The organism is Tenacibaculum sp. nBUS_03 (assembly GCF_051201695.1).
Classification (GTDB): Bacteria; Bacteroidota; Bacteroidia; order Flavobacteriales; family Flavobacteriaceae; genus Polaribacter.
Genome location: NZ_CP179214.1, coordinates 3,048,384 through 3,073,160, shown reverse-complemented (window position 1 = coordinate 3,073,160; position 24,777 = coordinate 3,048,384). Strand labels below are relative to the sequence as shown.

At 30.0% G+C, this 24,777-nt stretch carries 16 protein-coding genes; all 16 read right to left on the bottom strand.

The window, feature by feature from the left end; translation table 11 throughout:
* Positions 1-42: 42 nt before the first annotated feature.
* Positions 43-1,392, bottom strand: coding sequence for an ATP-binding protein (locus ACMFBB_RS14180; RefSeq protein ID WP_435261412.1), 1,350 nt, complete (start codon positions 1,390-1,392; stop codon positions 43-45).
* 3 nt (positions 1,393-1,395) lie between these two features.
* Positions 1,396-5,775 carry a hypothetical protein gene (locus tag ACMFBB_RS14175; protein ID WP_435261411.1) on the bottom strand — a complete coding sequence of 1,460 codons (4,380 nt, stop codon included), beginning with the start codon at positions 5,773-5,775 and terminating at the stop codon, positions 1,396-1,398.
* 1 nt (position 5,776) lies between these two features.
* Complete coding sequence (locus ACMFBB_RS14170; RefSeq protein WP_435261410.1) at positions 5,777-7,165, bottom strand: eCIS core domain-containing protein; 1,389 nt, start codon at positions 7,163-7,165, stop codon at positions 5,777-5,779.
* A 16-nt stretch (positions 7,166-7,181) separates the two neighbouring features.
* Positions 7,182-9,368, bottom strand: a complete 2,187-nt coding sequence (locus ACMFBB_RS14165; RefSeq protein ID WP_435261409.1) for a contractile injection system tape measure protein — start codon at positions 9,366-9,368, stop codon at positions 7,182-7,184.
* Positions 9,365-10,606 (bottom strand): hypothetical protein, encoded by a 1,242-nt coding sequence (locus ACMFBB_RS14160; protein WP_435261408.1) that lies wholly within the window; start codon positions 10,604-10,606, stop codon positions 9,365-9,367. The genes ACMFBB_RS14165 and ACMFBB_RS14160 overlap by 4 nt, the downstream gene beginning before the upstream one ends.
* A 337-nt stretch (positions 10,607-10,943) precedes the next feature.
* Complete coding sequence (locus tag ACMFBB_RS14155; RefSeq protein ID WP_435261407.1) at positions 10,944-12,623, bottom strand: hypothetical protein; 1,680 nt, start codon at positions 12,621-12,623, stop codon at positions 10,944-10,946.
* Complete coding sequence (locus tag ACMFBB_RS14150; RefSeq protein WP_435261406.1) at positions 12,592-14,487, bottom strand: hypothetical protein; 1,896 nt, start codon at positions 14,485-14,487, stop codon at positions 12,592-12,594. The genes ACMFBB_RS14155 and ACMFBB_RS14150 overlap by 32 nt, the downstream gene beginning before the upstream one ends.
* 44 nt (positions 14,488-14,531) lie before the next feature.
* Complete coding sequence (locus ACMFBB_RS14145) at positions 14,532-17,267, bottom strand: hypothetical protein (RefSeq protein WP_435261405.1); 2,736 nt, start codon at positions 17,265-17,267, stop codon at positions 14,532-14,534.
* Positions 17,255-20,437 carry a baseplate J/gp47 family protein gene (locus tag ACMFBB_RS14140; protein ID WP_435261404.1) on the bottom strand — a complete coding sequence of 1,061 codons (3,183 nt, stop codon included), beginning with the start codon at positions 20,435-20,437 and terminating at the stop codon, positions 17,255-17,257. Before ACMFBB_RS14140 ends, ACMFBB_RS14145 begins: the two co-directional genes overlap by 13 nt.
* Before the next feature lie 5 nt (positions 20,438-20,442).
* Positions 20,443-20,859, bottom strand: coding sequence for a GPW/gp25 family protein (locus ACMFBB_RS14135; protein ID WP_435261403.1), 417 nt, complete (start codon positions 20,857-20,859; stop codon positions 20,443-20,445).
* A 3-nt stretch (positions 20,860-20,862) separates the two neighbouring features.
* Positions 20,863-21,153 carry a PAAR domain-containing protein gene (locus ACMFBB_RS14130; protein WP_435261402.1) on the bottom strand — a complete coding sequence of 97 codons (291 nt, stop codon included), beginning with the start codon at positions 21,151-21,153 and terminating at the stop codon, positions 20,863-20,865.
* Positions 21,154-21,266: 113 nt separating this feature from the next.
* Positions 21,267-23,012 (bottom strand): type VI secretion system tip protein VgrG, encoded by a 1,746-nt coding sequence (vgrG, locus tag ACMFBB_RS14125; RefSeq protein ID WP_435261401.1) that lies wholly within the window; start codon positions 23,010-23,012, stop codon positions 21,267-21,269.
* Positions 23,013-23,699 (bottom strand): CIS tube protein, encoded by a 687-nt coding sequence (locus tag ACMFBB_RS14120; RefSeq protein WP_435261400.1) that lies wholly within the window; start codon positions 23,697-23,699, stop codon positions 23,013-23,015.
* Positions 23,699-23,860: a DUF5908 family protein gene (locus tag ACMFBB_RS14115; protein ID WP_435261399.1), complete on the bottom strand. Its 162-nt coding sequence runs from the start codon at positions 23,858-23,860 to the stop codon at positions 23,699-23,701. The genes ACMFBB_RS14120 and ACMFBB_RS14115 overlap by 1 nt, the downstream gene beginning before the upstream one ends.
* 2 nt (positions 23,861-23,862) lie before the next feature.
* The gene (locus ACMFBB_RS14110) at positions 23,863-24,303 is read right to left on the bottom strand and encodes a phage tail protein (RefSeq protein WP_435261398.1); all 441 of its coding nucleotides are present in this window, start codon (positions 24,301-24,303) and stop codon (positions 23,863-23,865) included.
* Positions 24,303-24,749 carry a phage tail protein gene (locus tag ACMFBB_RS14105; RefSeq protein WP_431166562.1) on the bottom strand — a complete coding sequence of 149 codons (447 nt, stop codon included), beginning with the start codon at positions 24,747-24,749 and terminating at the stop codon, positions 24,303-24,305. The genes ACMFBB_RS14110 and ACMFBB_RS14105 overlap by 1 nt, the downstream gene beginning before the upstream one ends.
* Between the last annotated feature and the right edge of the window lie 28 nt (positions 24,750-24,777).

The following is a 24,777-nucleotide window of genomic DNA, read 5'->3' as shown; positions in this document are numbered from 1 at the left end:
ATTAATATATTTTAGTCCTTTACGATCAAAAAACAGAAAGCACTATATATTAATATTAATTGTTTTACCTTCTTTGGTATACTCTCTTTTTACACCTTCTAAAATATATTTTCTTTGTATTTGCTCTTTGTTATTAGCTATTGTTTTTAAACATGCGTACTGAATAACATTTACAATGTTTGATCCTGTTATACTATATTTTTTAGCTAATTCTTGTAAAGTTATCGATGGCTCCAAAGCTATATTTTTAGGTAAGTTTTTTCTCCATAACTGAATCCTTTCTTCATAATTCGGAGTTTCAAACTCTATTATATTATGAAAACGACGTGTAAAAGCAGCATCTATATTATTTTTAAAATTTGATGCTAGTATGATTAAGCCTGGATGTGCCTCAATACGTTGTAACAAATATGAAACTTCCTGATTTGCATATTTATCATGAGCATCTCTAACACTTGTTCGCTTGCCAAAAATAGAATCTGCCTCATCAAAAAATAAAATCCAATCTTGATCAATAGATTTATCAAATAACTTAGACAAGTTCTTCTCTGTTTCTCCAATATATTTTGACACTACCATTGATAAATCAACTCTATAAACATCTCGTTTTGTATACTTACCTAATAAACTAGCTGTTAATGTTTTTCCTGTACCTGGAGCGCCGCAAAACAAAACTCGATATCCTGGTTTAATTTTTGCTCCCATCCCCCATTCATTCATTAATATTTCTTTGTACGCTAACCAGTTTTCAATTTCTTTAACATCATTTAGCGTTTTGTCATGTAGCACTAAGTCTCCCCACTCCATATCAGTAGTAATTAAACTAGCGGGGAAATCTTGACTCATCTTTGGTTTTAATTCTTTTCCTGTTAAAAATAAATGAACATATTCTTCGGATAATATTAATTTACCTGACATTATAGGTTCTCCATAAGAAACTTTTTCAAGTTCTATGATACTTTCTTTAAACAAAATACTGTTGTTTAAAATAAAATCTATCAATACGCTTCTATATTCAACATCATAACCTGATAAAATATACAAAAACGTTTCTCCTGTAGGCAAAATACCTCTATGATTTTTTCCTTTAACACCTCCAAAATCAGGAAAATCTCCTCCATCAGGAATATATTTTGAAACACTTTCTGAAAGTAGGTTTGGCAAAATATTAGGAACATAAGTTAACATAAGAAGTATCACTTCTATTTCTGACAATTTCTTTTTTCTTATAAAATCAATTAATTCTTTATCTGATTCTTCAAAAACAATTTCTCCTACCTCTATATCCTTTTTATTAAATTCCTTTTCAAATCTTTTTAAAATAATTTGCTTTAAAAAACCGATTAATCCAGTTGTTTTGTTCCCTATTATCGCTGTTTTTAATTGTTCCATTTTTTATTTAACTTTCGTGGTCTTGGTTCCTTCAGATGCTACTCTTTTTTTATAGTTTTCTAACGCTATGTCATAATCAGCATCTTTTCCTATTGACACTTCTTTTCCTTTATTTTCAAATTTGAAATCATCATAAGCTTCTATTTCTTTATTTTCATCGTTAAAAAACTCTTTTTGTAATTTACTTCTATCTTTTTCTTCATGTATTTCATTTCTTTTGGTGAAATCTTCAAATTCCTTTTTACTTTCTCCTTCTTTTCTCAATTTGTCTTGTAAGTTAATTTGCTTTGTTTTTCCATCTCCCAAAACACTCTTAGCACTATACTTAGTTTTCATAAATTTAGCAGGAGCCTTTTCTATATCTACCAACATTGCTTTATGTAGAGCTTTTTTTAATGAACTTTTTGCTTTATTTTGTATTGTTGCGTATTCTTTCTTTTTTATCTTTTCTCCTTCATTATCTTCAAAAAATTCATTTTCTAATATTTTTTTAAGAGAGCCAGAAACATTAACATCATCTTTAAGAAAAGCAGTTACTTCCATATTAAAAAAACCAGTTCCAAAAACAGTTGACATTCTATTTTCTACGGAAGCCATTTCTTTTTGATTATAGGTGGAAGATGATGGATGAATGTTTAATGCCCAATTTCTACCTGACCCACCAAATTGATCTCCAATAATATGAGCATTATCAAAACCAGGAAAATCAACACTTTTACCTGCTTTTCCTCCGTCCCATTTACCCCTTCCTATACCATCAGCATCTTTTAACTTTAAATTGGTTCCTTTAACATTTCTAGCTTCTGTAGCATCAGGAACTTCTTTAACTGCTTCATCAAACGAAATGTCAATTTCAAACTCAGGAGCTTTCCCATCTTTTTTATCGGAACTATCTGCATATCTTGAAGTATACACTGCTTTATAAACGCCTTCACTTTCTGTTAACGTTAATTCATCTGGAATAAAATTATTGTGCGGAGAAATATACTTTTTTGACTTCCCTTCTTTTAAATGACCATTATCATCAATGTAAATTTGTTTTAGCCCCGCTTTTTTAGCTTTTGGCATGAGATAAATAATTACAGATTTAACTTTTTTACCTTCTGTTTCTTCTACAATTCTATACGCTTGAAAATCAGAACCTGATTCTGGCTTAAATTTATTTTGAGGACTTCCCTTTCTAAATACTGCTAACTTTCTTTTATCTATTGTCCCGTCTTTATTGGTTATTATTTTATCTAATTTTTCGAGTAATAATGGATTAAATTTTTGTTCTTTTGAGTCATCTCCCTCTGCTTTAACTTTTCCTTTTGAGGTATTTGGAGCTATAGTTATATTGATATCAACATCATTATCTTTTCTATCTTTTGCCAATTCATTAAATTTAATATCTAAATTTATCCCTTTTTTTAATTGGGGCTGATATTTGTTTTCTAACTCTTTTGCTTCTTTTTTCTTTCTAGCATAAAATTTATCAAAAGACTCTCCTTTTTTAGCTTTCGGTTTTAGATTTTTCTCAATTTTATTAATAATCTTTTTATGCTTAGCCTTATCTTTAGAAGTAATTTTATCTGGTTTTTGCTTCTTATTATTGTCTTTTATTTTTTTAGCCTGTCCCTTTTTGTTCTTTTTCTTATTAAATACTTTACCAAACTTCTTCTTAGCTTTTTTAATCATTTTGGTAACAGCCCGATCAATACGCTTGCGTACTTTTTTAATAATTTTCTGTACTTTTTTTACAAGTCCACCTAAACCTATTAACTTAGCAAACAAACTTATAACAAGCGGCAATAACATTGACAATCCTTTTTCTATAGCTTTTGCAACTCCCGCTACATTACCACTAGCTAACGATTTAATAGCTTTAATTAATGAAGGTATTAGCATGATAGCAGATTCAACAAAAAATACAATTAGATCTTTAATGGCCATAATAGCTTTTATAAATCCTGCTCCAGGAATCAATAAACTTACCAGCCACTTTATTCCTGCTTCTATTACTTGAGTAATTAGCATTTGCTTTATCGAATCTATAATTGTTTCTTTAAGATCTGTAAATTGCTCTTTAATATATTCCCACATTCCGGAAACACCTTTAGCTCTGATAATTTGAAACATTTCAAAGCCTTGTTCCATTGCTTCAACCATTGGCTCTCCTATAAGCAATACCGACTTTTTTCGAACAAAATCCCACGAAAGTCCAAGTACCTGCATTACCAAGCTAAAAATTCCTTTGAGGCTAAATAAATTATCTGGAATTGTAATTCCTACTGGCCCCATAGCACCTGTTAACCAACTAACAAAACCACCCAGCATATGCTTTTGAATATTAGCCATGAACATATCAATTCCTTTTCCTACTCCTTCAAATAGGGTAGTAACAAAACCTATAGGATCTTCCATAATGACATCCATTGCATTTTGTATTTCTGCTAACAATGTTGCTATTAAATCTCTTAGTTTTTTTATAGTTTCAATAATGCCATTTATAAATCCAAGTGCCGCATCAATAAGACCTCTATTTGCAGCTTTCATTTCTTCAATACGGGCGTCAACAGCGTTTAATCCTTCCATGTACTGCTCGGCTAAACTATCAATTAATTCATCCTGCTTACTATTTACTGAATCTTCCAGTTCATCAAACTTATCATTAATTTCTGCTGCAGCTTCTTTTCCTAATTTTTGAAGGTTTTGAGGTAATGAAGTTACATATTCTTGAACTTCTTGCTTACCAGTAGCTACCCTTTTTTTGGCTTCAGTTAACTTAGAAGACACATATTCAGCAACTTTAGTTATCACCTTATCCATAGTACTTATATACTCCTGACGTCCAGTAACAAAAAAATTATTTACTTCATCTGGCATTCCTGCAAACTTGTCTTTGACCCATTTTAATTTACCTGCTGCCCCACTATAACGCCTTGCTTTATAAGCTCTCATTTTAGAAGCTACATGATTTTCAAACTTTCTTTTTGCAAGTTCTGTTCCTGCTTTAAAAACCTTTTTTACATTGGCATCTAAATCACCCAATATTACTTCTACATCAATTTTTGATTTTTCATAAATCTTATTAATCTCAGTTGCTATGCGGGTTCGTTCGGAAGTATCTTTTCCTGCTGTTTTTGTTTGAGATCCTGAAACTTGATTTAATAGCTGCCCCCTAACTTGATGCATCCCAGCCAAACCTACTTGCTCTTTAGTAGCTGCACCCGCTTTAACCCCTTGAAGTACTCCTTTTTCTTTTTGTCTTAATTGAACAGGAGCTGTTACTGCATCTTTTTTTGCTTCATTTTTAGCATCTAATCCTTGCTTAAATGATGGTTCATTTGATTTTTCTAATTGTTGATCTGTAACCTTATTCTCAATCATCTGCTGATCTACTTCAGCTACATTTTCTTCAAGTGGTTTGTTAACTTCTGTATTTCCTCTTTTAGGAGGCATTGCCTTTTTAGGATTAGCTGTGACAGGTTTATTTCCTGTTTGAACAGCTGGTAAAGGTGTTACTTCACGTTGTGGTATTGCTCCTACATCTGGTTCTTGCTGTGATGTTTGTTCAACTGGTCCTGCTGCCGTAGTTTTTTCACTTTCTACATCTTTCGTAGCTAACTGGTTTACCTCATCAATATTATTATTCTCATCAAAATTAGCAGCTTCATCTTGGTTTTTAGGCAGTTGCATACCTTCAATGCGTTTCATTAATTTTGCTTTAAAATCTACCGCATTAAATGTGCCTGGTTCTGCTTCAGCCATTGCTTCAACCTGTCCAGATTGTGCTATACTCACACGTTCATTTTCTGGAGAAACCGCAGCACTTTGTGCTACTGATGCTGACGTTTTTGAATCTTCGTGTTGTTGTTGTTCTTTTGATGTTTTTTTTAGTTTTCCTTCAAGCTTCTTAAAATTTGGGTCTTCTTTTGGATTTCTTGGTGTTGTTTTTTCTGTTACCTTTTTACCTAAAGCTACTTTCTGTTTTTCACCTGCTAATTGTTGCTTTTCTTCTTTATTTTTAACTTTGGCTACCCTTTTCTTATCTTTTCCTTTTATAGCTTGCTTTTTTGGTATTTCAGTACTATCAGAAACTAGGTTCAGTTGTTTTGTATTTACTTCTTTTACAACTAATTCCTCTCCTGAATCTTTTTCTTTTTTCCCTTCTTCGGTTTCTTTCTTTTTCTTGTTTCCAGGAATATTTATCTTATCTAATCCTTTGGATTCTTTTTTTGATATTTCTTTGACTTTTTTATTTTTTATCTGCTCTTTGTTTTTTGTAGCTTCTTGTTGATCTTCTGACTTTACAACTTTCAATTTAGGCTGTATAAAGCTATTCGACTTCGAAGCCGTTGATGAAGATGGTTTACTTGAATTATTTTGTTTAGCTACAAACATGTTACTTTATTTTAGGTATTGGTGGTATTAAACTTTTATCAATTAATGAAGGATCTTTTTCTATTTCTTTTAACGTATCAGGATCAAGATAAATACCTTTTTCATGAGCTGCATAATTTTGTAAACCCTCTATTATTGACGTACCGTAAAACTCAAAAATTTCTGCAACAGCCTCATTTCCTTCATCATAAGAAGACGTGAAATTTCCTTCTGCTCCTTCTCCAGGAAGAGGGTTATTAATTACCTCACCTTGATTGTTTTGTATGGCATCTACACCATCTAAAGCATCTCCATAATGAGTAAACTCATTTATCAAAACTTGATTCAAGCTTATACTAATTGCTTTTTTTTGCTCAGCAGTTGCATTGGGGTTTGACAGAACTTCTTCATACTTTTCAACCAATTTATAGTTCAATTTTATGGTGTTTCCTTGGTAATAATATTCTCCATTTTGATTAGGGTTTGAAAATTCAACCAATTCAATTTTGGGACCATTTCCTTTCTCAAAATCAGTAACTTCTTTAATTTTATTAGCGTTTAAAACACCTACAGAGTTTTTCAATAATGCTCTTTGTATTTTTTCACTACCTGTTAAATATTCTCCAAAGTGTTTATTCATATAAGTATAAAAAAAAGGAAATGCTGTTTTGTATTTTTCTATGGTGTTTTTATCTTTTTCCTTGTTTGCAGGAACCGCTGATTCTAATTTTCTATGAACCTTTTTTTGTACCATTCCCTTTTGTTGGATAGTATGAGTTAATTCATGAGCTAATAAATGCTTTCCTTCTCTTGAATTAGGGTTGTATTTTCCCTGATTAAAATATATATCATTTCCATGCGTAAAAGCCTGTGCTCCTATTTCTTTACTCATTTGAAATGCCTCTACATCATTGTAAATTCTCACTTGATTAAAATCCGCTCCAAAACCTAATTCCATTTCTTGTTGCGTTTGATTGTCCATTTTTTGGCCTCCTCTTCCTTTTCTTAATTTACTTTCAAATGAAGTTTCAGTTTTACCTATTGATTTTGATTCAAAATATAATTCTTCTTTTTCCTGAATTCCCTCTTCTTCTTGTTTTTGAACAGTTAGTTCATCGTCTTTCGTGCTTTTTTGCTGAACAATTTCCTTTTCTACACTTTCTCTTTTTTGAATTAGTGGAGTTACTTCAGATGCTAATGATTTCTTTTGAATATGATCATCTATCTTTTTTCTTTTCAATGAATCTCTTTCATTTTTATTATTAACCACTTTATCGGCCATTTTATCGGCCTCTATCTCATACCTATCTCCAGAACTACCCATTTTTAATTTTGTTTGGATATTTGGTTTAAAAAAAAGAGGTTCTTTTTTTACTATTTGTGGTTGTATTTTTCTTATTCTTCGTTTCATCACATGAATTTTAAAATTACCAGTTTGTAAAAATTAGCCCCTTCATCCAAGGTAATTTACACATACTATAATTCCAGGGTAACTTATCTAACAATATATCATGTACTTTTCTTTCGATAGTAATACTCGGGGTATCTTTTGTCAAATCTAATTTACCAACCCTTTGTATAAATTCATTTCTAATAAGATCAGGAGATGATTTTTTAAGCACTTCCCAATTTTGAGTAACAGCTTTCATTAGTTCTTCTGCTTTCGCTTTTAACTCTTCTGAAAGCTTTATATTTCTGGGTATTGAATGATTTATTGGAACATTACACAAAAATTTTTCAAAAACTAAATTGCTTTCTATCTGTCTTTCTTTTTTTGTTGCTACATAATGTAATAAGTGAATTGCTTGAATTGGTTTTGTTATTTTATTTTCTGCATTTAAGAAATTACAGGAAGTAAAAAACTGTTTTAAAAAAGGATGTATTAAAATCAATCCAGCGTTTTCTACAAAATATGATTTTGCTTGGTTAACAACCTCTATTTTATCTTTCGTTATTTGGTTATTTAATTCCTCAAATGGTTCTTGTACATACACTTTCTGTTCATTAATCAAGTCATCTTCTCTCTTATTAAGATTCTTAGCCCCCCCACTATTTCGGTTATTTTCTTTTTTATTTCCTAGAGTTATATTTTCTTTTTTTTCTATAACTTTATTGATATCTTTTTCAATATGAAAGGCTTCGTTTTTTTTACTATTTTCTATTTGATTATTTAATTTCTTTCCTTGTTCCTTTTTGTCTTTTTCAGCTACTATTTGTAGAGACACATCTTTTCTTAACTTTTTTATTGCTGTATTAGATTTTTTATTAACTGCATTAACCTTATTTTTTTTATTAATTTTTACATTATCTTTTTCAAAAAAAAGCTCTTTAATTGTGCTAGCCGTTGACAAAATTTCAGACCCCTCCCTTGGTTTTTTATTTGTAATATCATTGACAGCTTCTAGCTCTATATTATCATCTACAGTTTTAAATCCGTTTTTAATTGAATTGTTAGTTTTTTGATGTCTTTCTTCTTTTAAAGTCTCTTTGTTCTTTGATACTTTTATGGCTGAATTTTGCAATCTTTTAGGTAAAACTACTTCACTTTCTTCTAACAAAAACTCTTTCTTATTTTTTGAAAGAATTTCTTTTTCTTTCCCTGCATCATTTATTTTCTCTACCTCTTTCCCTTTCTTAAATATTTGTTCTTTAGTAATTTTTTCATATTGCGTATCGTTACCATAGTTAACAGCGTCTTCTTTTTCACTTTCTTTATTCTTTTTTAATTCTGGCAAGGCTACATAAAAAAAATCTAAAACATATTTTAAGTTACCCTTCTTATCTAAGTCATCTCTAGTTGTATTAAATCCACCATGTAATTCTGTATGATTTTCTTTTAATTCAATACCTGATTTATTCAGTTGTTTTTTATCTTTTAATTGAACATTATTTTTTTCAATTACATTTATTACCTTAAAAAAGTCTTTAACCAATACAGCTTCTACAATATAAAACCATATGTTTTTTCTGTTCTCTTCTGAAATTATTTTTGTTTTAGAAATAAAAGACAATACCTCTTTTAATCCTTTTGGTTTATTTGAAACACTTAGAAACAATAAACAAAGTTCGTCATCAAAAAACTGGTTGATTAATCGTTCTTTTATTTTTTTATTTTTAATAGCATTTAAAAACTTAGTTTGAAAGTTTTTATTCTCGGTAATCTCGAACAATGTTTTTTTAGAAAAACCACTATCTGTTTTCGTATTATTCCACCATGGATAAGTGCCATTCTCTAGAAAATAAAAAAATGTATTTACTTTCGATTTTGAAATAGTTACTGGGTTAATTTGTACTTCATATGATTCAGGTGAATCTAAAACCGCCTCTAACTTTTCTATAACCTGCTGTTTTATTTCTTGTTTTACTTCTTTAAAATTTAATAATCTATTTTGTTTTGACACATCAACGTCAATAGCTAACTTCGATATTTGCTGAATAATTACTTCAGAATTTGATTCAACTTCTAATGAATTAAAATATTCTTCAATTCGAGGAAAAACTTCTTCCTGTAAAAAAGTTTCGATTGAATTTTTATATTCATTTGCTACTTTTTTACTTTTGGTATTTACCTCAACAAAAACTTTTTCTATGCTATGTTCGGTGGAAGTAATCATAGCTTAGTTACTAAATTATTTGTTATAAATTCTCTTAAAATTTCCGATTTATTGGTTTGTGCACAATCTTTTAGAAATGTTTGTAAAGAAACAATTTCTGGCAACATATCTTTTATGTCTATCTTAATTTCAAGCTCTATAAAGTCATTAAAATCTGTATCAATTGCATCTAAAATGTTTTTTAATCTAATACTTATATTTTTCTCATCTAATTGTAAAGTTTCTTTTTCTTGACAATGAAGAATACTTATGAATAATTTTACTTGAGTTCTATAATATTTTTTAAGAATCTCATTATTTATATCCTTCTTTAAAAGTACTGAAGTATCATCTAATAAAATTAAAAATAGTTTTTCTAGTATTGAATTTTTTGAGCCATTTAAGTAATTTGTTAGGTTTCTTAACACTAAACCATATAATTCCTTGGTTGGTGTAATTACTGTATCAACTATTGTTTTTATTTCTAAATTATCTACTACACTTAATCCATCTTCCTCTTTAAAAGTATTTTGTTCTTGTATTATAACACCTTCAATTTTTTCCTCACATTTTTTCTCTTGAGAATTTTCAATTTTAATGATTTCTGTTTTAGTGTTCTCATCACATTTGCTAAACACAGTCAATGATACTTCAATCTCATTTCCATCAAAATTACTTAAGTCTTCAATAATGGTTACTCTTTTAGTTTGAGGCTCTCTCTTATTTCCGTTAATAGTCCATACATATTCATCTCCTTTTTCTGAACTATTTGTTAGTGATAGTTTCTTAGTCCTATCATTGAAACTATGGGTAAAATTAGCCTCAGGAGCTGCTATTAAATTGGTTGTTCCTGAAGCAAAAGCTCCAATAATAGTAATAGTAACTTGTCCTGGTTTTATTAACCCTGCGTTAGCAGGAATAAACTCCCATACTTTACTATCACTATTAAACTTTACATTTCCCCCTGTCAATTGAACTCCTTCATAATCAGGAACAACAGTTACTTTATGTGGTGTATTGTCATTTAAACAATATGTTTTATCTAGAAATTCAACTGAGAAATTTGGAAATGAAACACTTTTAATAAACTCAGCACTTGAAGAACAACCGTTAGTATCAGTAACCGTTAATGATATTGTAAATATATTATCTATTCCTTCTTTAATTAATAATGGAGGAGTGAATAACTCAATTCCTGATTCAATATTATTTACTTTCCATTTGTATTTTAATCCGCTTAATTTTACTTCATCAGGCAATACAGCTTCAAATGCACCTTTGTAAAATAACTGTCCGTTTTGCCAAATAAAGCTCGACTCTTTTCTTTCTAAAATTGCAATTTGTTTTACTTTATGAATTACAATTCTCGCATTGGTTATTTGCCCATCTTCTAAAAACTCTAATGTTTGCTCAAATGCCTTAAAAACAGCTACATCTATTACTAATTCTTCTCCCTCTATTTTTACCCCCTTAATATCATCTTCTAAAAGTGTTATTTTTCCTTTAACATTGGAAAACTTAATTCTAATTATTTTCCCAACCTTATAATCTAAACAATATGAAGGTTGAATGGTTAATTCAGAAGGTGTAAATGTGTCAAAAATTAGTTTTTTTATAGGAATAGTTTTTTGGCAGGGTCCCTAATGATATTTCTAAAACAGGATTAACTTCATTAAACAACTCACTTATTGGCAATTCATAATTTTCAATAACTCTATTATTTACGGGAGCACGTTTTACTTTTGTTCCATTCCCCATAAAATCCCATTTATAAGTAATTGAATTATAAAAATCTTTATTCACAAACTGATCATCTTTCCATTCTAAAATATAAGTAACTCTTGCTAATGTTTTTTCTTTATTATACTCAATAGGTTCCTCTACCCTAACAAACAGTTCTAATTCTGGATATACTGTTAGTTCACAATCTGTAGGTTCATCATTTACTGAAAACCTTATAGGTTTACCTAATTCGCTTTTAGCTATTTTAGTAATATCAATTTTATACTTATTATCGTTTGGATCTTTAAAAATACCAGATTCAATATCTTTAGGAAGTATTGCTTTTACTTCTCCATCAACTGGTCTTACTAAAAACTCTAAAGGAGCTACTTCCGTATCTTTCTTCAAACAAATACTATTAACAGGAAGACTTAAAAATGCTGGTTCTTTTGGGATAACGAAATTTACTGGAGCACAATCTGAACAACACATATAAGGCAAAGAAAAATCTGCTACCACTGTATTTTTCAATGTTGCATTATCAATAACGACTTGGTTTTCATCAAAAAATAACCTTTTATTGCTTCCTAAAACTGCTGGGTTAAATATTTGAAGAAAATATTCATCTTTTGGAACTAAATGATCTTTAATTGAAATTTGCATTCCAACAGAACCATCTTTATACATTAATGTTTCTTCAGCTTTAAGTATTTTTGATAACCCAGCTCTAGACCAAGTTCTATTTAAAAATGTTGAAAAGTTACTTACCGTTTCAGGAAGTGTTTTACCTACTAAAACAACGTCTCTATCCAAAAAACGTTCTTTTTTAAAGTCAAAAAAGCTACGATCTACAAATGAAAATTCAACACTTGAATTTTTATTCCATAAATTAATTATCCCACCGTTTTTATATAAAATCTCAGTTTTACCTAATACACCTCTCTCTTTTCTTGGTAACTCTTCTAATTCTTTCCCTGTTCCAATAGGTTGTCTTTTAAATACAATATTTAATACCACATTATCGAATGTATTTTTGTCAGCAGCATTTTCTGTTACATACACCATCACAAAAGTTCCTCCAGGTACAACACCTGCTTTATGCTCTAGTCCTGGGTGTTGTTTTACAAATTCAGAAAGTTGTATTTTCTTTAAAATTTTCTTCTTTCTTTTATCTATTTCTAAAAGGAGTGTTTCTAGTTTTTTTCCTGAACAACAAACAATTGACAATTGATTTATTAATAGTCCTAGTATTTGTTTAATTGATAATTTTAAAGATGTACTATTATATTTTGTTTGTAATGTTTTAACTTGTTTACAGAGCTCTTCAATAGTTAATTTATAATTCACTAAAACATTGGTGTCTATATCACGTATATTTAGTGGCACTTTACTATCTAAAATATACGCATGTACCAATGTTTCAGTAATATCTTTTAAAATAAATTCACTCAGCTCTGGTTCTTTTTTCCATATTTCTTTATCTCTAATGACTGTGGTCTCTTTGTTTAATTCAATAATAATATCACTTGCAGATACCTTTTTTATTTTTATCAAAAACTTGTTCTATTAAAAAACCAAGAGAGTCTTTATCTTTAGTCAAACTCTTTTTAATTATATTTTCTTCTTCGAAAAAAAGCTCGTATTCTTTTGTATTAAATTGATACTTCTTATCATCTTGAAAATCTAATTCTCTTGAAAAAATTTTACCTGTATCTATTAACGCTGAATCCGCAGTTAACTCTTTCTCTAAAACATCATCTTTTCTTTTTTTCGAATTAACTTTATCAACCTCTGAATTAACCTTAGGATTAGTTAATTTGAATGCTGAAAATGTTTTACTTACTTCTGATAAAATACAATTTTGTTCTGTTCTCCAAGCACTCAAAAGCATTTTCAAGTCTTCAAACTCACACTCATACTTATTAATATTAATATTTTGTTCGGTCGCATTAATTGATAGTGTTTTAACATCAAAACTTAATCCATTGTCTTTTTTGAGTTTTAATATTTTTTCTAATGCCTCTCGATACATTTTACCTTGGTGCCCTTCAATTCTGTAAAAATCATTTTTATCAATATTGTATGATAATGGCTTTTGAATAGCCAAAGCTGAAGACAACTTACTTTTATGATAACTCAAATTTTGATTCTCCCTGTAATTCTTTGTTTTATTAAAATTCCATTTCTTCAAAAAATCTGAAGAAACATTGTAATAAAAAGGAACAGCTTTCTCACTCAAGAAACTATGAGCTTGAGATGGAGTAATTATAATTTCTTCTGACTTATCTTTTCCTATATAGCTATTAGCAATAGCAATTGCTCTATTTATTAAAAGCGCTACTTTTTGAAGATTTTCATTTTCATTTCCAACAATAGTTGATTTATAGAAACGATGTTGTAACTCCGGATATACTGTTGTTTTATTTAATTTACCAAGCATAATGTGCTTAGGAAAAGCTCCTATACTTGGGCAGCAGTTTACATTAATATGGAGTAGTAATTCTTTTATCTCATTATAGGTATCAATTAAATCTTTTAAAACATCATACCTATATTGAAAATCAAGTGGAACAGCTAAAGGACTAAAACTAAAGAGTGATTTTATTTTATCTGAAATGGAAGGCTTTTGAAATTTAGATAGTAACACATCATATCCCAAAATTAAATCAGTACTAACACTTTCATCTTTAACAACAGCATTAAATTGTGCTTTTAAATCAGAAAATGTTTCTGTATTTTTTTCATCCAATACAACTCTTTTAGCTTCAACTATAGGTAATTCATTAATGATTTTATACCAATCATGTTTTAAAAAAATGGCATCCCTAGAAGCTATAGCTTCTAAATCTTGGCAATCTACAAGTAGTACACGTAAATTATTAATTTGCTCTATACCTTGATTGTCACATGACAGTTTATTACATAATACATCTTCTTTAGAATACTGTTCTAAATACAATAAAACAGCCATTTTTTGAATATCTTTAAAACTTTCTAAATCAACATATGACTCATCTTTTTCACCATGTAATTCCCATAAATTAAATTGTTTGTCTTGAGAATTTAAAAAATGTGGATATTGACCTTTATCATCTTCAAATTTTTTAAAAAACGAAAATGTTTTTGATTTAGCTTTTTTTGCTATTAAATCAAAAAATTGAACTAAATCGCCATCAGTTGTAACTGCAGTTCCTTGAGCAATTTCAATACTAGTAACTGCACTTTTATCAATATTATATTGAAGTGTTACTTTAAAACCACAAACAAGTCCAACACCACTTAAACCTAATCTAGATAAACGATTTTGATCTTCAAAATAATCAATAAATGTATTTAATTGTTTTTCAGTTAATACCTGATTTGCATTAAATTTACTGTACTCAGTTGTTATATCTTTTAGCTTTAGTTTAGTTTCCATACCTAATAAGTTTTGGCTGTATTAATTAATAAACACCTACTGTTTTATGACTTTATTTCTTTATTATTTTCTTTTTCTATTGCTATATTTCCAATACTGGATTGACCCAATATGATTCTTCCATCTAAAGCTTCATCTTCAGCATTACAATCTGTTAATCTTCCTACAGGATAAATAGTATTTAACTTTTGCATTGTATCCATTAAACTTTGAAGTTCATTTCCTTCTACAGGTTGCTCTTGTTCTAAATTGGTTTTAGCAAACAAATATTTTTTATATGAATTTTCAAACTGTAACAAATCATTATCTTGATCATCTACCGATCCTTTTCTTTCTCCAACCCAACATATTCTTGGTAATATATGCGCTGGTAATTCTTGCCTAATAACATCTTCCATATAGCGTCTAAAATCAGGATTTGAAAAGCGATAAGTATAACCTGGGAGCACAATACTTACTCTATAAGAATATGGATCAATTGTTCCACAATCTTCACAGTCATCTGCACAAATAGGTAAAAAATTTACTGAATCATTGTTAGTCACATCCGGTCGCAACAACATATGTTCAATTAAAAACATTCCTTCTTCTGTAAAATCTTTTTTCATAAAAGAAATTACAGTAAGTAATGCCTCCTTCAAATCATTGAGGCTCGCATGATACTTAAATTGTTTTGCAATAATATAATCAGAACTACTTTTTGGTTTCTCAGGGTTAACAACATCAAATGAATATTTTACTGGAATAGAGGGTTTTGAGGGTGTTGATTTATGTATTCTTATAAACCCTATTTCTGTAGTATCTTTTATCCCAATTTCAAATGCTTTTTCTATTTCACTTTCACTAGTTTGTACTAGTTGTAATACTGCAAAATATAATTCCTCTATAGCAAATGCCACCTTCGTATAACTTTCTGTAGCTGACAGTAGAATAGTGCCATCATTATCTTTTAACCTCCATCTATAAACTATTTTGTTATTGCTATCTAATATCTCATACACTTCAACATTAGTATCTGTTAAATGCCTTCTTTTTTCATTAGAAATCCCCATTAAACGAGCAATTCGTTTTTGAAAACCTGAAACATTATTTGTATTCCATAATTCTTCTTCAGTTTGACTATAATAATTAAACGCCAAACCTCTATCACTGCTTATTACCTTGTAATCTTTTAAAAATGTTTCCTTATTTGATAATACAATTTCATCAGTAGCAGTTCCATAAAGAGCTTTCATTATAAATGTGTACTCACCAAATCTTTCAGCAAAACGTGCTAATAGATGGTCTAAAATCGAGTTTCTTCTTTCTATGTTATTATCAAACTGACTTAATAATAATTTTGTTAACTCAGTATCATTTGATCCTGGATATTCATTAGCAATAGCTTCAAAATCTTTAATATCTTTTACTGCTTGAGTAAAATACGTTCTTTTCTCTTGGCCACTAACAGACAATAGCGTTCTTACCTCAGATAAGTGTTTAAAATATGTTGCTAAAATTTGATCAAAGAAAGTTAAGTAGCCCTTTAATTGTTTAGCTTTTGACTTTCTTTCGTTTGTAACATGCACAGACAATCCTTCTTGTCCAATCCCATACGTATCTGGAAAATCATTTTGAATTGTAGTGTACTCATTTGATGCTACAACATTTCCTTTAGGAATTGGAATATCTTTATCTATATCAGCTATTTTTTGCGCTTCTTTTTCGTCCTCTTTTAGTTGTTCTAAATATGTATCTACTCTTTCATAATTTAAATTTAAAGGAAGAAACCCTTTACTAAAATTAAAAGAACTTTTATCACATAAAACAGGTTTTTTATCTTTCTCAATACAAACAACCCATTTATTTTCTTGAGTTAAACTCTCATCACAAAAACCAACTGAAATATCTTTAACAAGCTTAACTCCTTCAACATTCATAATCAACTTCATTACATCTGAAAGGCGTACTTCTTTTCTTAAATCTGCTTTTCTAAGTTCTTCAGTATCTATAAATCCATTTTTTAATATAGGTCCATCAAATATTTCGTCAGTAGTATGTTTTTTATCTAACATTTGCTGAACAGAATAAACTTGTAATGAGGGTGATAAATAGTTTTCAATTTCAAATAAAATAGCAGCATATATCTTTTCTTCATCTGCCTCAGAAACCACCTCTACATTAGCACAAATAGCTATTGGTTGTTCTTCTACTTGTTTAACTTCAATCAAATCTTCACATAAATTTCTATTTTGATGATACACTGTTTTAATCTCTGAAAACAACTCATTCGAATACCCTTCTTCAAGATCAACCAATAAAGTATATAACCCTTTTAATTTGGTTGTTTTTTGAAATTCTGGTAAAATATTAGGAAATTTTTTATAGGCTAATTTGTTGTTTTTACAATCTACATATACTTGTTTATCATAAGTTCGTAGCCAACAGTTTTTCACTCCTTTTATATCTATAAATAGCTTTCTGTAATCTAACTCATTAACTGGTTTAGATGGGAGAATTTCAGAAGCTTTATAAAACTGTGCTTGTAATGATACATCAGGGTTTTTAGAAGCTAATAAATCCTCTAAAGGTGTATTCATCCGGATTCCTAAATCAGTAATTGCATAGCATAACATTTCTAAAATAGTTACTCCTGGATCATGAGAATTAAAATCAGTCCATAACTTACCACCAAAGCTTTGCAAGTATGAAATTCCTTCTTTTTTTAAAAAAGAAAAATCTAAATCATCTTTAGTAGCTATATTTTGTGGAATACTTATCGGTTCATTTATAACTGACATGTTTGTTCTATAATTTTTTTAGTTCCTTTACAGGTAGTTAATACTGTACTTACCGTATGATTTTTTGCTGACACTACTATGGATTTGGGATTACTGGGGGTAATTTTATAAGTTGAAGCATCCCCATTCATTTTTACATTTTGTAAATAATCTACATAGGGTAACTTTTCTATATAATCAATCAATACACTTCTATGAAGTGTAACTCCAAAAGTTATTTCTTTTGTTTCATCATAAGCCCAAGGAGATAAAAATTTTGTGATATCTAATTTTAATTTTTCTGTATAAAAATTATCATCAAAACCTTTATGGAAACTTACTTCTAAGCCTATACTGACCTCTTCATAATTCGGATTTATTACTTCAGTTTTTACATGTAATGTGTTTAATGAGTTTATATAATTTACAATTTTATTTAATGTTGCTTTACTTACTCTAGGTTGATAAATATCAAACACATTTTTATTTACCGTATCGGGAACTACTACAAGGGTGACATGACCTGCCGCTGTAAAACTTGTTTTAGAAGTATGATTTAAACATTTTACTTTATAAATTTCAGGAAACTCTTGAAGAATTAAGTGCTCGTAATCCCAAAGAGTTATAGCTCTATTTTTGTGGCGAAGGCGTTCACTAATCCTTCGATAGAAATTATCGTCAGATTCTTCAGTGCTTCCTCCAAAAGTATTATACGGTTGCGATACCGATTTAATTTGCGGTACACGAGTTTTCATTTTCTTTATAGTACCACCAGCCAATCCATTCTTTAAATGACTTACTTCATTTTCATTATTTTTAAAAGTAGTGAGAACTGCCTGAGCATGTATATTAATAACCTTACATACTGCATCAAATGATTTATTCATTTGGGCTTTTATCCAAATATATCCTTCTGGCAATACTGTATTATTTAAGCTAGCTTCTTTAGGTATAGAAAATTTTACAATCCCAGATTTTAAAAAGTTATCGATATTGTTAGAAATAATATCATTTTCAAGACTTTTCCATTTATTATTACATAAAACAGACCAGTTTACTTTTTCATTCTCTTTAAAACTCTCTACCTCTGGATTTTCGCTTCCTTCAAGAACCTGAATCAATAAGGCAATATTTTGTTGAGGCTCAAGGTTTTCTATTCCTAAAAATAAATGCCCTCCCAAGCAGTATTTAGGAACTAAAAAAGTTTGAATAGTATCTTTATCAAAAAGATCTATTATATTTTTTTGTTCTTGTAAGTGTTTTTTTTCTGCATAATTTTCTTCATGTTCTCCGAAAGGATGATTATGAAAAAGTTGAATTCTATTTTCGCCTTTTCTAACTTCAGATACTAATATAGTTTCTTCAGCCTCATAATCTACTGTGATTGTTTCAACTAAAGGAGTATAAGGCTCATTAGGAAGGTTAATATCTTTATTTTCAGAACTAACTGCCAAAGCATACAAACGAGGATATAAATCATGAAAAAAAGATTGCTCTAATGTTAATTTCAAAGGTTCAGCTGCATCAATATCGTACATGTTACTTGAATTTAAAGCTGTAAAATTTCCTGTATAAAAAACCTCTTCTTTATCTCCGTTTTCTATAACTTCTTTAGTAAACAAGTTATTGACCTTTCCAATTGTTTCATTCGCTTTACCTGCTCTATGTAACATTCTTTTTTTCACCTTGAAAAATCCTTCGTTCTCTATAAGTAAACTTCTATTAGCTATCGCTTTTGCCAACTCTATTCCGTATGTCTTAATAGAAGAATAGCTTGATTTTTTTATATACGCTTGATACCAATCTTTAAAATCTTCTGGAGTGTTTTTCCAACGTAAATTAACAGAGAAGCTTGTCCATTTTTTAGAAAACGCTTCATTATAATTAACATTAAAATTAGATCCTTCGATAGGTCTAGTGGTAAAAGGGTGGAAAGGTTTTTTGCTCTTTACCAAACCATTATCATTTTCAACAATTAATGATTTAGCTCCTTCAACAACAGTTTTTATTGTTATTTTATTAACTGTATTACTTGCTAAAAACCTATAAAAGTCATACACTACATTATTAGATATATCAAAAACAAAACGAACTAAAGGATGAGTAGTTTTATATTTTTTTAATAAAAACTCTTCTTCATAGTTTACTATAGCTTCTATGTCTTCTCCTAAAAAAAATGTAAAACTTATTTCATCGGAAACCTCTAAATCACCATCGTTCGCATTATTAATTGCTATTAAAGTAGGCACTACCCATTTTTCTTTTCCACTTCCATACAGCTTTAAATTTTCAATAAGTGTATCAACTTTAAATGACTCTTTTTCAAAATCAGTATCAAATTTAATAGTTATTGTTACTACTCTTCTTCCCTCCTGAAGTAACAGTATAGGAGAAGCAATGCAAAACCCCATTTCTGCATCTTTTAATTCATCCACATTTTTAGCACTAGATGGATACCCAAATGGGTACCAATAAGGTTGGTCGTCAGAAAGGGGCTCTGCTATACCATCTTTTGTATTGGCTACACAACTTGCTTTTATCTTTTTTAAACTAGTAGAATTATTATTATAAATAGTTTTTATAGCTGTTACTTTGGCTTTATTTACAATTAAATCTTCATCAGTTTTATACACTAAAGGATTTCCTAAAACATCTTTTTTTGCATCTAACAAGGTTTCCTTTTTAACCTGTTGGTTCGTTATTTTTTTGGCTAATTCAAAAATTACATGGGCTTGATCGGGGATTGCCTCTTTTTTATCTACTTGAAGAATTTCTTTATAATAAAAATCTAAATGACGTTTAGTTAACTTATTAAATCGCTCTTTTGAAAACTCTAACAATTTTAAAAAGCAAACAAATAAAGTTAAATGAGGTGAAAGCTTAGCTTCCTTCTTATAATCATTAAGTATTGATGTTATATTTTCTTTTAATTTTACATACTCACGAGTACCTCTAAAGGGCACTTCTGATGTTGTTAGTTCCTTAAAAAAAACTTTCCAATTTCCTGAGGCTACTTCATGGTTATCAGTAGAAAAATAATTTAACTTTCCAGCAAAACTGCAGGCAAATAAAATCCAATCTTCAACCGTAAAATCATGAAGCTCGAAATTTTCAGGGTCTAAGGCATCTATGACACGTTGTTCTTGTCCTGTTCCGTTTCGTTGTAATATATTAGGAATGATTTTACTCATATTTTTTAATTTATATCTGTTCCTTCTCCCTTATAAAAAGGAAATACCACATTGGTTCTACTGTTTGTAGCTCTAATTGTATACTCAATTTTTATAACTAACATCCCTTCTAAAGGATCCGTTTCAGAAACATCAATATGAATTACATCTATTCGTGGTTCGTGATACAAAATTGCTGTCTCAATAAGATCTTTTGCATAAGTTATAAGTGTTCTATCCAATCGTTCAAAAAGTAAATCTTGCAGGTTACAACCATAATTTGGTAATAATACTCGCTCCCCTAGTCGAGTGGTTAGCAGTATTTCTAAACTACTTTTAATATCCTCCTCATCAGATATCATAACTACCTCACTTAAATCATTAGAAAACTCTGGTGGGAAGCCCCATCCTGTTCCTAAAAATGCTTTTTTATTTTCCATCATTAACTATCCTATTAGTACTGTTGGTTCTCCTAATACTATGGTCCCTCCATGTGAAGTACTGTCTCCCATTCTTGCTGCTGGCATACCTCCTATTAATACTGTTCCTGACCCTGCAACTATACTATCAGGTGAACCAACACATACAGCCATATCTCCAACTCTTGCCGCTGGTAAGCCTCCTATCAAAACTGTTGGTTCTCCTGCTGGTAATATTGGCCCTCCAACATGAGGAACCGTCCCTGTAACCATTGGACAAACATGCATATCTGTAACTCTTGCGGCTGGATTTCCCATTTACTTTACCTATTTGAAATATCATTACGAGTTAAATTAGGAAACCTTGATTCAAAAGACAGATTCCTTCGTCGTATCTTCTCGGAATGACATTGTTTTTTACCTTTTAAAAATTAATTTATTTGTACTAATGACCCTTTTAAAACTGCTATTGCACTAGTTGATAGTTCTGCTCCTGCACTCCCTTCTGCTTTGAACTCAGCATTTGCTGTTAAACTAACGTTAGTCCCTTCAATAGAAACATCTCCAGAAGCTTTTAAAGAAATATCACCTGCACTTTCCATTGATATACCATCACCATTTATTGTTATTACATTTGAATTATCGTCTTCAATAGTAATAGCATTTTGATCTTCATCAAGAGATATAATTTTTCCTGCTGGTGTTTCAATAGTAATTATCTTCTTATCATCATCAAACAACACTTTCATTTCGCTTCTTGTAATAATTCCTTTTTCATGATTATCATCTTTAGCTGTAATTGGAGAAGGCTTAGCACTACTATGTAACATTCCTAAAACAATAGCATCATTAGGGTCTTGATTAATAAACCCTACAATAACTTCATCTCCTATTTCTGGGCGAAAAAAAACACCTCTATTTTCTCCTGCATCTGGTGAAGCAACTCTACACCAAATACCTTCTTCCTCATTATTAATGATTGGGATTTGAACCAAAATCCTATCTTCACCATCTGGATCCTCTTCTAATTGAGAAACAATACCTATTTGTAATCCTTGAATTGCAGGTAACAACCCTGAAGCTGGTTTTGAAGAGATTTCAAAAGTTTCAGAAAACCACTCTGTTGACAATCCAAATTGAGCATTCGATACCCAATTCCCATTAGAAATAACATGCTGTACACCTGTCACATATACATTACCATTAAATCGATCACCAACTCCTTCTAATTTTAAAATTGTATTAGGTTTTACCGATGGAATTCCTTGAAATTTTACCCTACCTCTTACTTTTGCTAATTGTTGAAATAACCATTTTGCATCTGCCCAATCTTGTAATTCAGTGTCTGTAATACCACCTCCATGCCTAAGCTCTAAATTTTCTAAAGCTATAATTTTGTTTAAATCAGTAACTGATAAATTTCCACTTAAAGATATCTCTGGATCTTTCCCTTCAACCTCAATTAATTCTTGATCAGTGTGATTCCAACTATAAGCAGCTACTTTTTTAACTTGATGGCGGGCATCTATTTCTGCATCAAAATCTAAAAGTGAACCTCCAAAGGTTACCGTTTCTATTTCAGATTGACTTACATCAGGCTTTGCTATAGTAACAGTTCCATCATCTACAAAACACAACTTTCCATTGGCCTGAGCTCTTGAAATTACAAAGTCCCAGTCTGATGAGTTGTATTGAACTAATTCAGGGTGAGAATGATTAGTTGATTCAACTTCTTTAGATAGTCCATACTCCCCGATAATCTCTTCGAAAATATCACTATCAGTACTTTCGTAGAAGTATTTACTTTTTCTACCGATTGTCATTTTAACAGCTTCATCTTTACATTCAATAACTAACTGTGCAGTATGAGCTCTAATTCTTAAATTATGTTTAATTACAATTCCTTTGAAAATAGTTTCTTCATCTGAATGATAACCAGCTGTTAGTTCAATCTCTTTTCCCGGAATAAGCACATCTTCATTACTTAATTTAAAATCTCGTTTAGAAGCATCTCCATCAATTAAAACAATCTGAGCTGTTGGTATTTTATTTACCTCTTTAGAAACAGTGATGCTTTTTACCTCATATATTTTTGACAATTCTTCTCCTTCAACAAGGATTTTAAAAGTAATTAAATCAGCACTTTTTGAAGTTTGTATGGTTCCTGTACTATTCATTTAGGCAAATTTTTGTAATGGTGGAAAAAAGATTTCTTGTCCTGCTTTTAATTTTCTGAATTGCATAATCTTGTTTACCCTTGCTACTTCTAAATAATACTTAGAATCTCCATAAATACGAAAGCACATCAGCGGCAATGTATCTCCAGATTTTACTTTACGATAATGCGTTAAATCTGGTGATTGATTATTTTCTTTAGCTATTCGTAAATCATCATCAATAGTCCCCTTTACTTTTAATTTTGCATTTGCACGTAATGGAGTACCATCAGGAGCAAATAATCTATACTCAATTGATAGGTCTACTAACGATCCTTTAAACAAAAGCGCTCCCCATTTAATCATTAAATAATTGGGCTTATGTTCTTCTCCTTTATACTCAAAAACAATCTTCTTAAAAGCTTCAATTTTATCGATAATTCCATTCTTCAAATCGCCTTTACCATCAATTACTCCACTACTATCAAATAGCAAATCTAAGTCTAGTTCTTGAGGTGGAATCTTAGTAAACTTTGGTTGTGAACCACTTGTTCCTTGTCCCTGAACTTCAGTATACTCTGGCTTATATGCCACCATATACTTCTCAGGATTTACCAATGTCGTAAACTCTCCATTTGCAACCTCATCATTAAACTTATCGTCTTTATAAGCTTTTATAACTAATTTTTTTAATTCTCCTTGACTCATTATCGCTGTTTTTGTCTTTCAAGAATATCCATTACTTCCTCTATACAAGTTGCAACTATGGCTGAAGTATTACTACTATTTACGCCACTTGTTTGCCCTTTTTTGTCAGGCTTCTCATCTACATTTATTTTAATATGTAATTCTTTAATCGTAATTGGCATTGTTAGGATACTTTAAAATAATTATACGTTAACTCAAGAGTTTCTATTACAAGTTTGCTTTCTTCAGCATTAAAGTCACCTACATTCCATTTAACTGGATATGCATGAACTATGTTCCAAGTTTGAATAGCTTGATGATCTTCTCCAAGTAACATAACATTGATATTTACTGGTTGAATTTCAAAGTTTTCTAACGCTTTCTTGCACCATTTAATCACCTCAGAATTTACTAGTACTCCTCTTTTTAAAACTAAATTTGGATATTTTGAGCGTACTGGTATTTTATGCTTAAATCTATTTTCTCCACCTTCAGCAATTTCTTCAGTTTCAAGGTCTACTGAGAGCCCTGAAACTGATTGAAATGAGTTATCTCCTTGAGAAGTTGGAATTGTTTCAAACTCTACTTTAAAACTAAAGCCTACTGGTGGATAGTAACTAAACATTAATCTATCATTGTTAATTTCTCTATTACAAATTCAGCACTTTGTATAGCTATTTCATTACCATCAGCTTTTAAGTCTGTATCTGAAAGTTTAGTTAAATAAGCATTTGTACATTTCCAGTTTACAGATGCATCACCGTTTTCATCTAATAAACTAATAGTTAAATCTCCTCTAAACTGAGCTCCTCCTTCTTGTAGATATACAGTTTTAGCCCATTGCTCATAAAACTCTTTACTTTTATCTGCAAATATTCCTCTCTTTATAGTAATATTAGCATACTCAAATAAACCAGGCTGTTTAGATTTATGGTACTCTCTATCTGCTCCTCCACGGTACTCAATCATTTTATTTTCAAAGGTTAACCCTGAAACCTCTGTACAGTTAAATTTAGCCCCTCCAAAATCTACAGCGAAGGAAAATTTACTAAATGGATATAATACTGACATAATTTTATTTTTTATTTAATTTTATTTA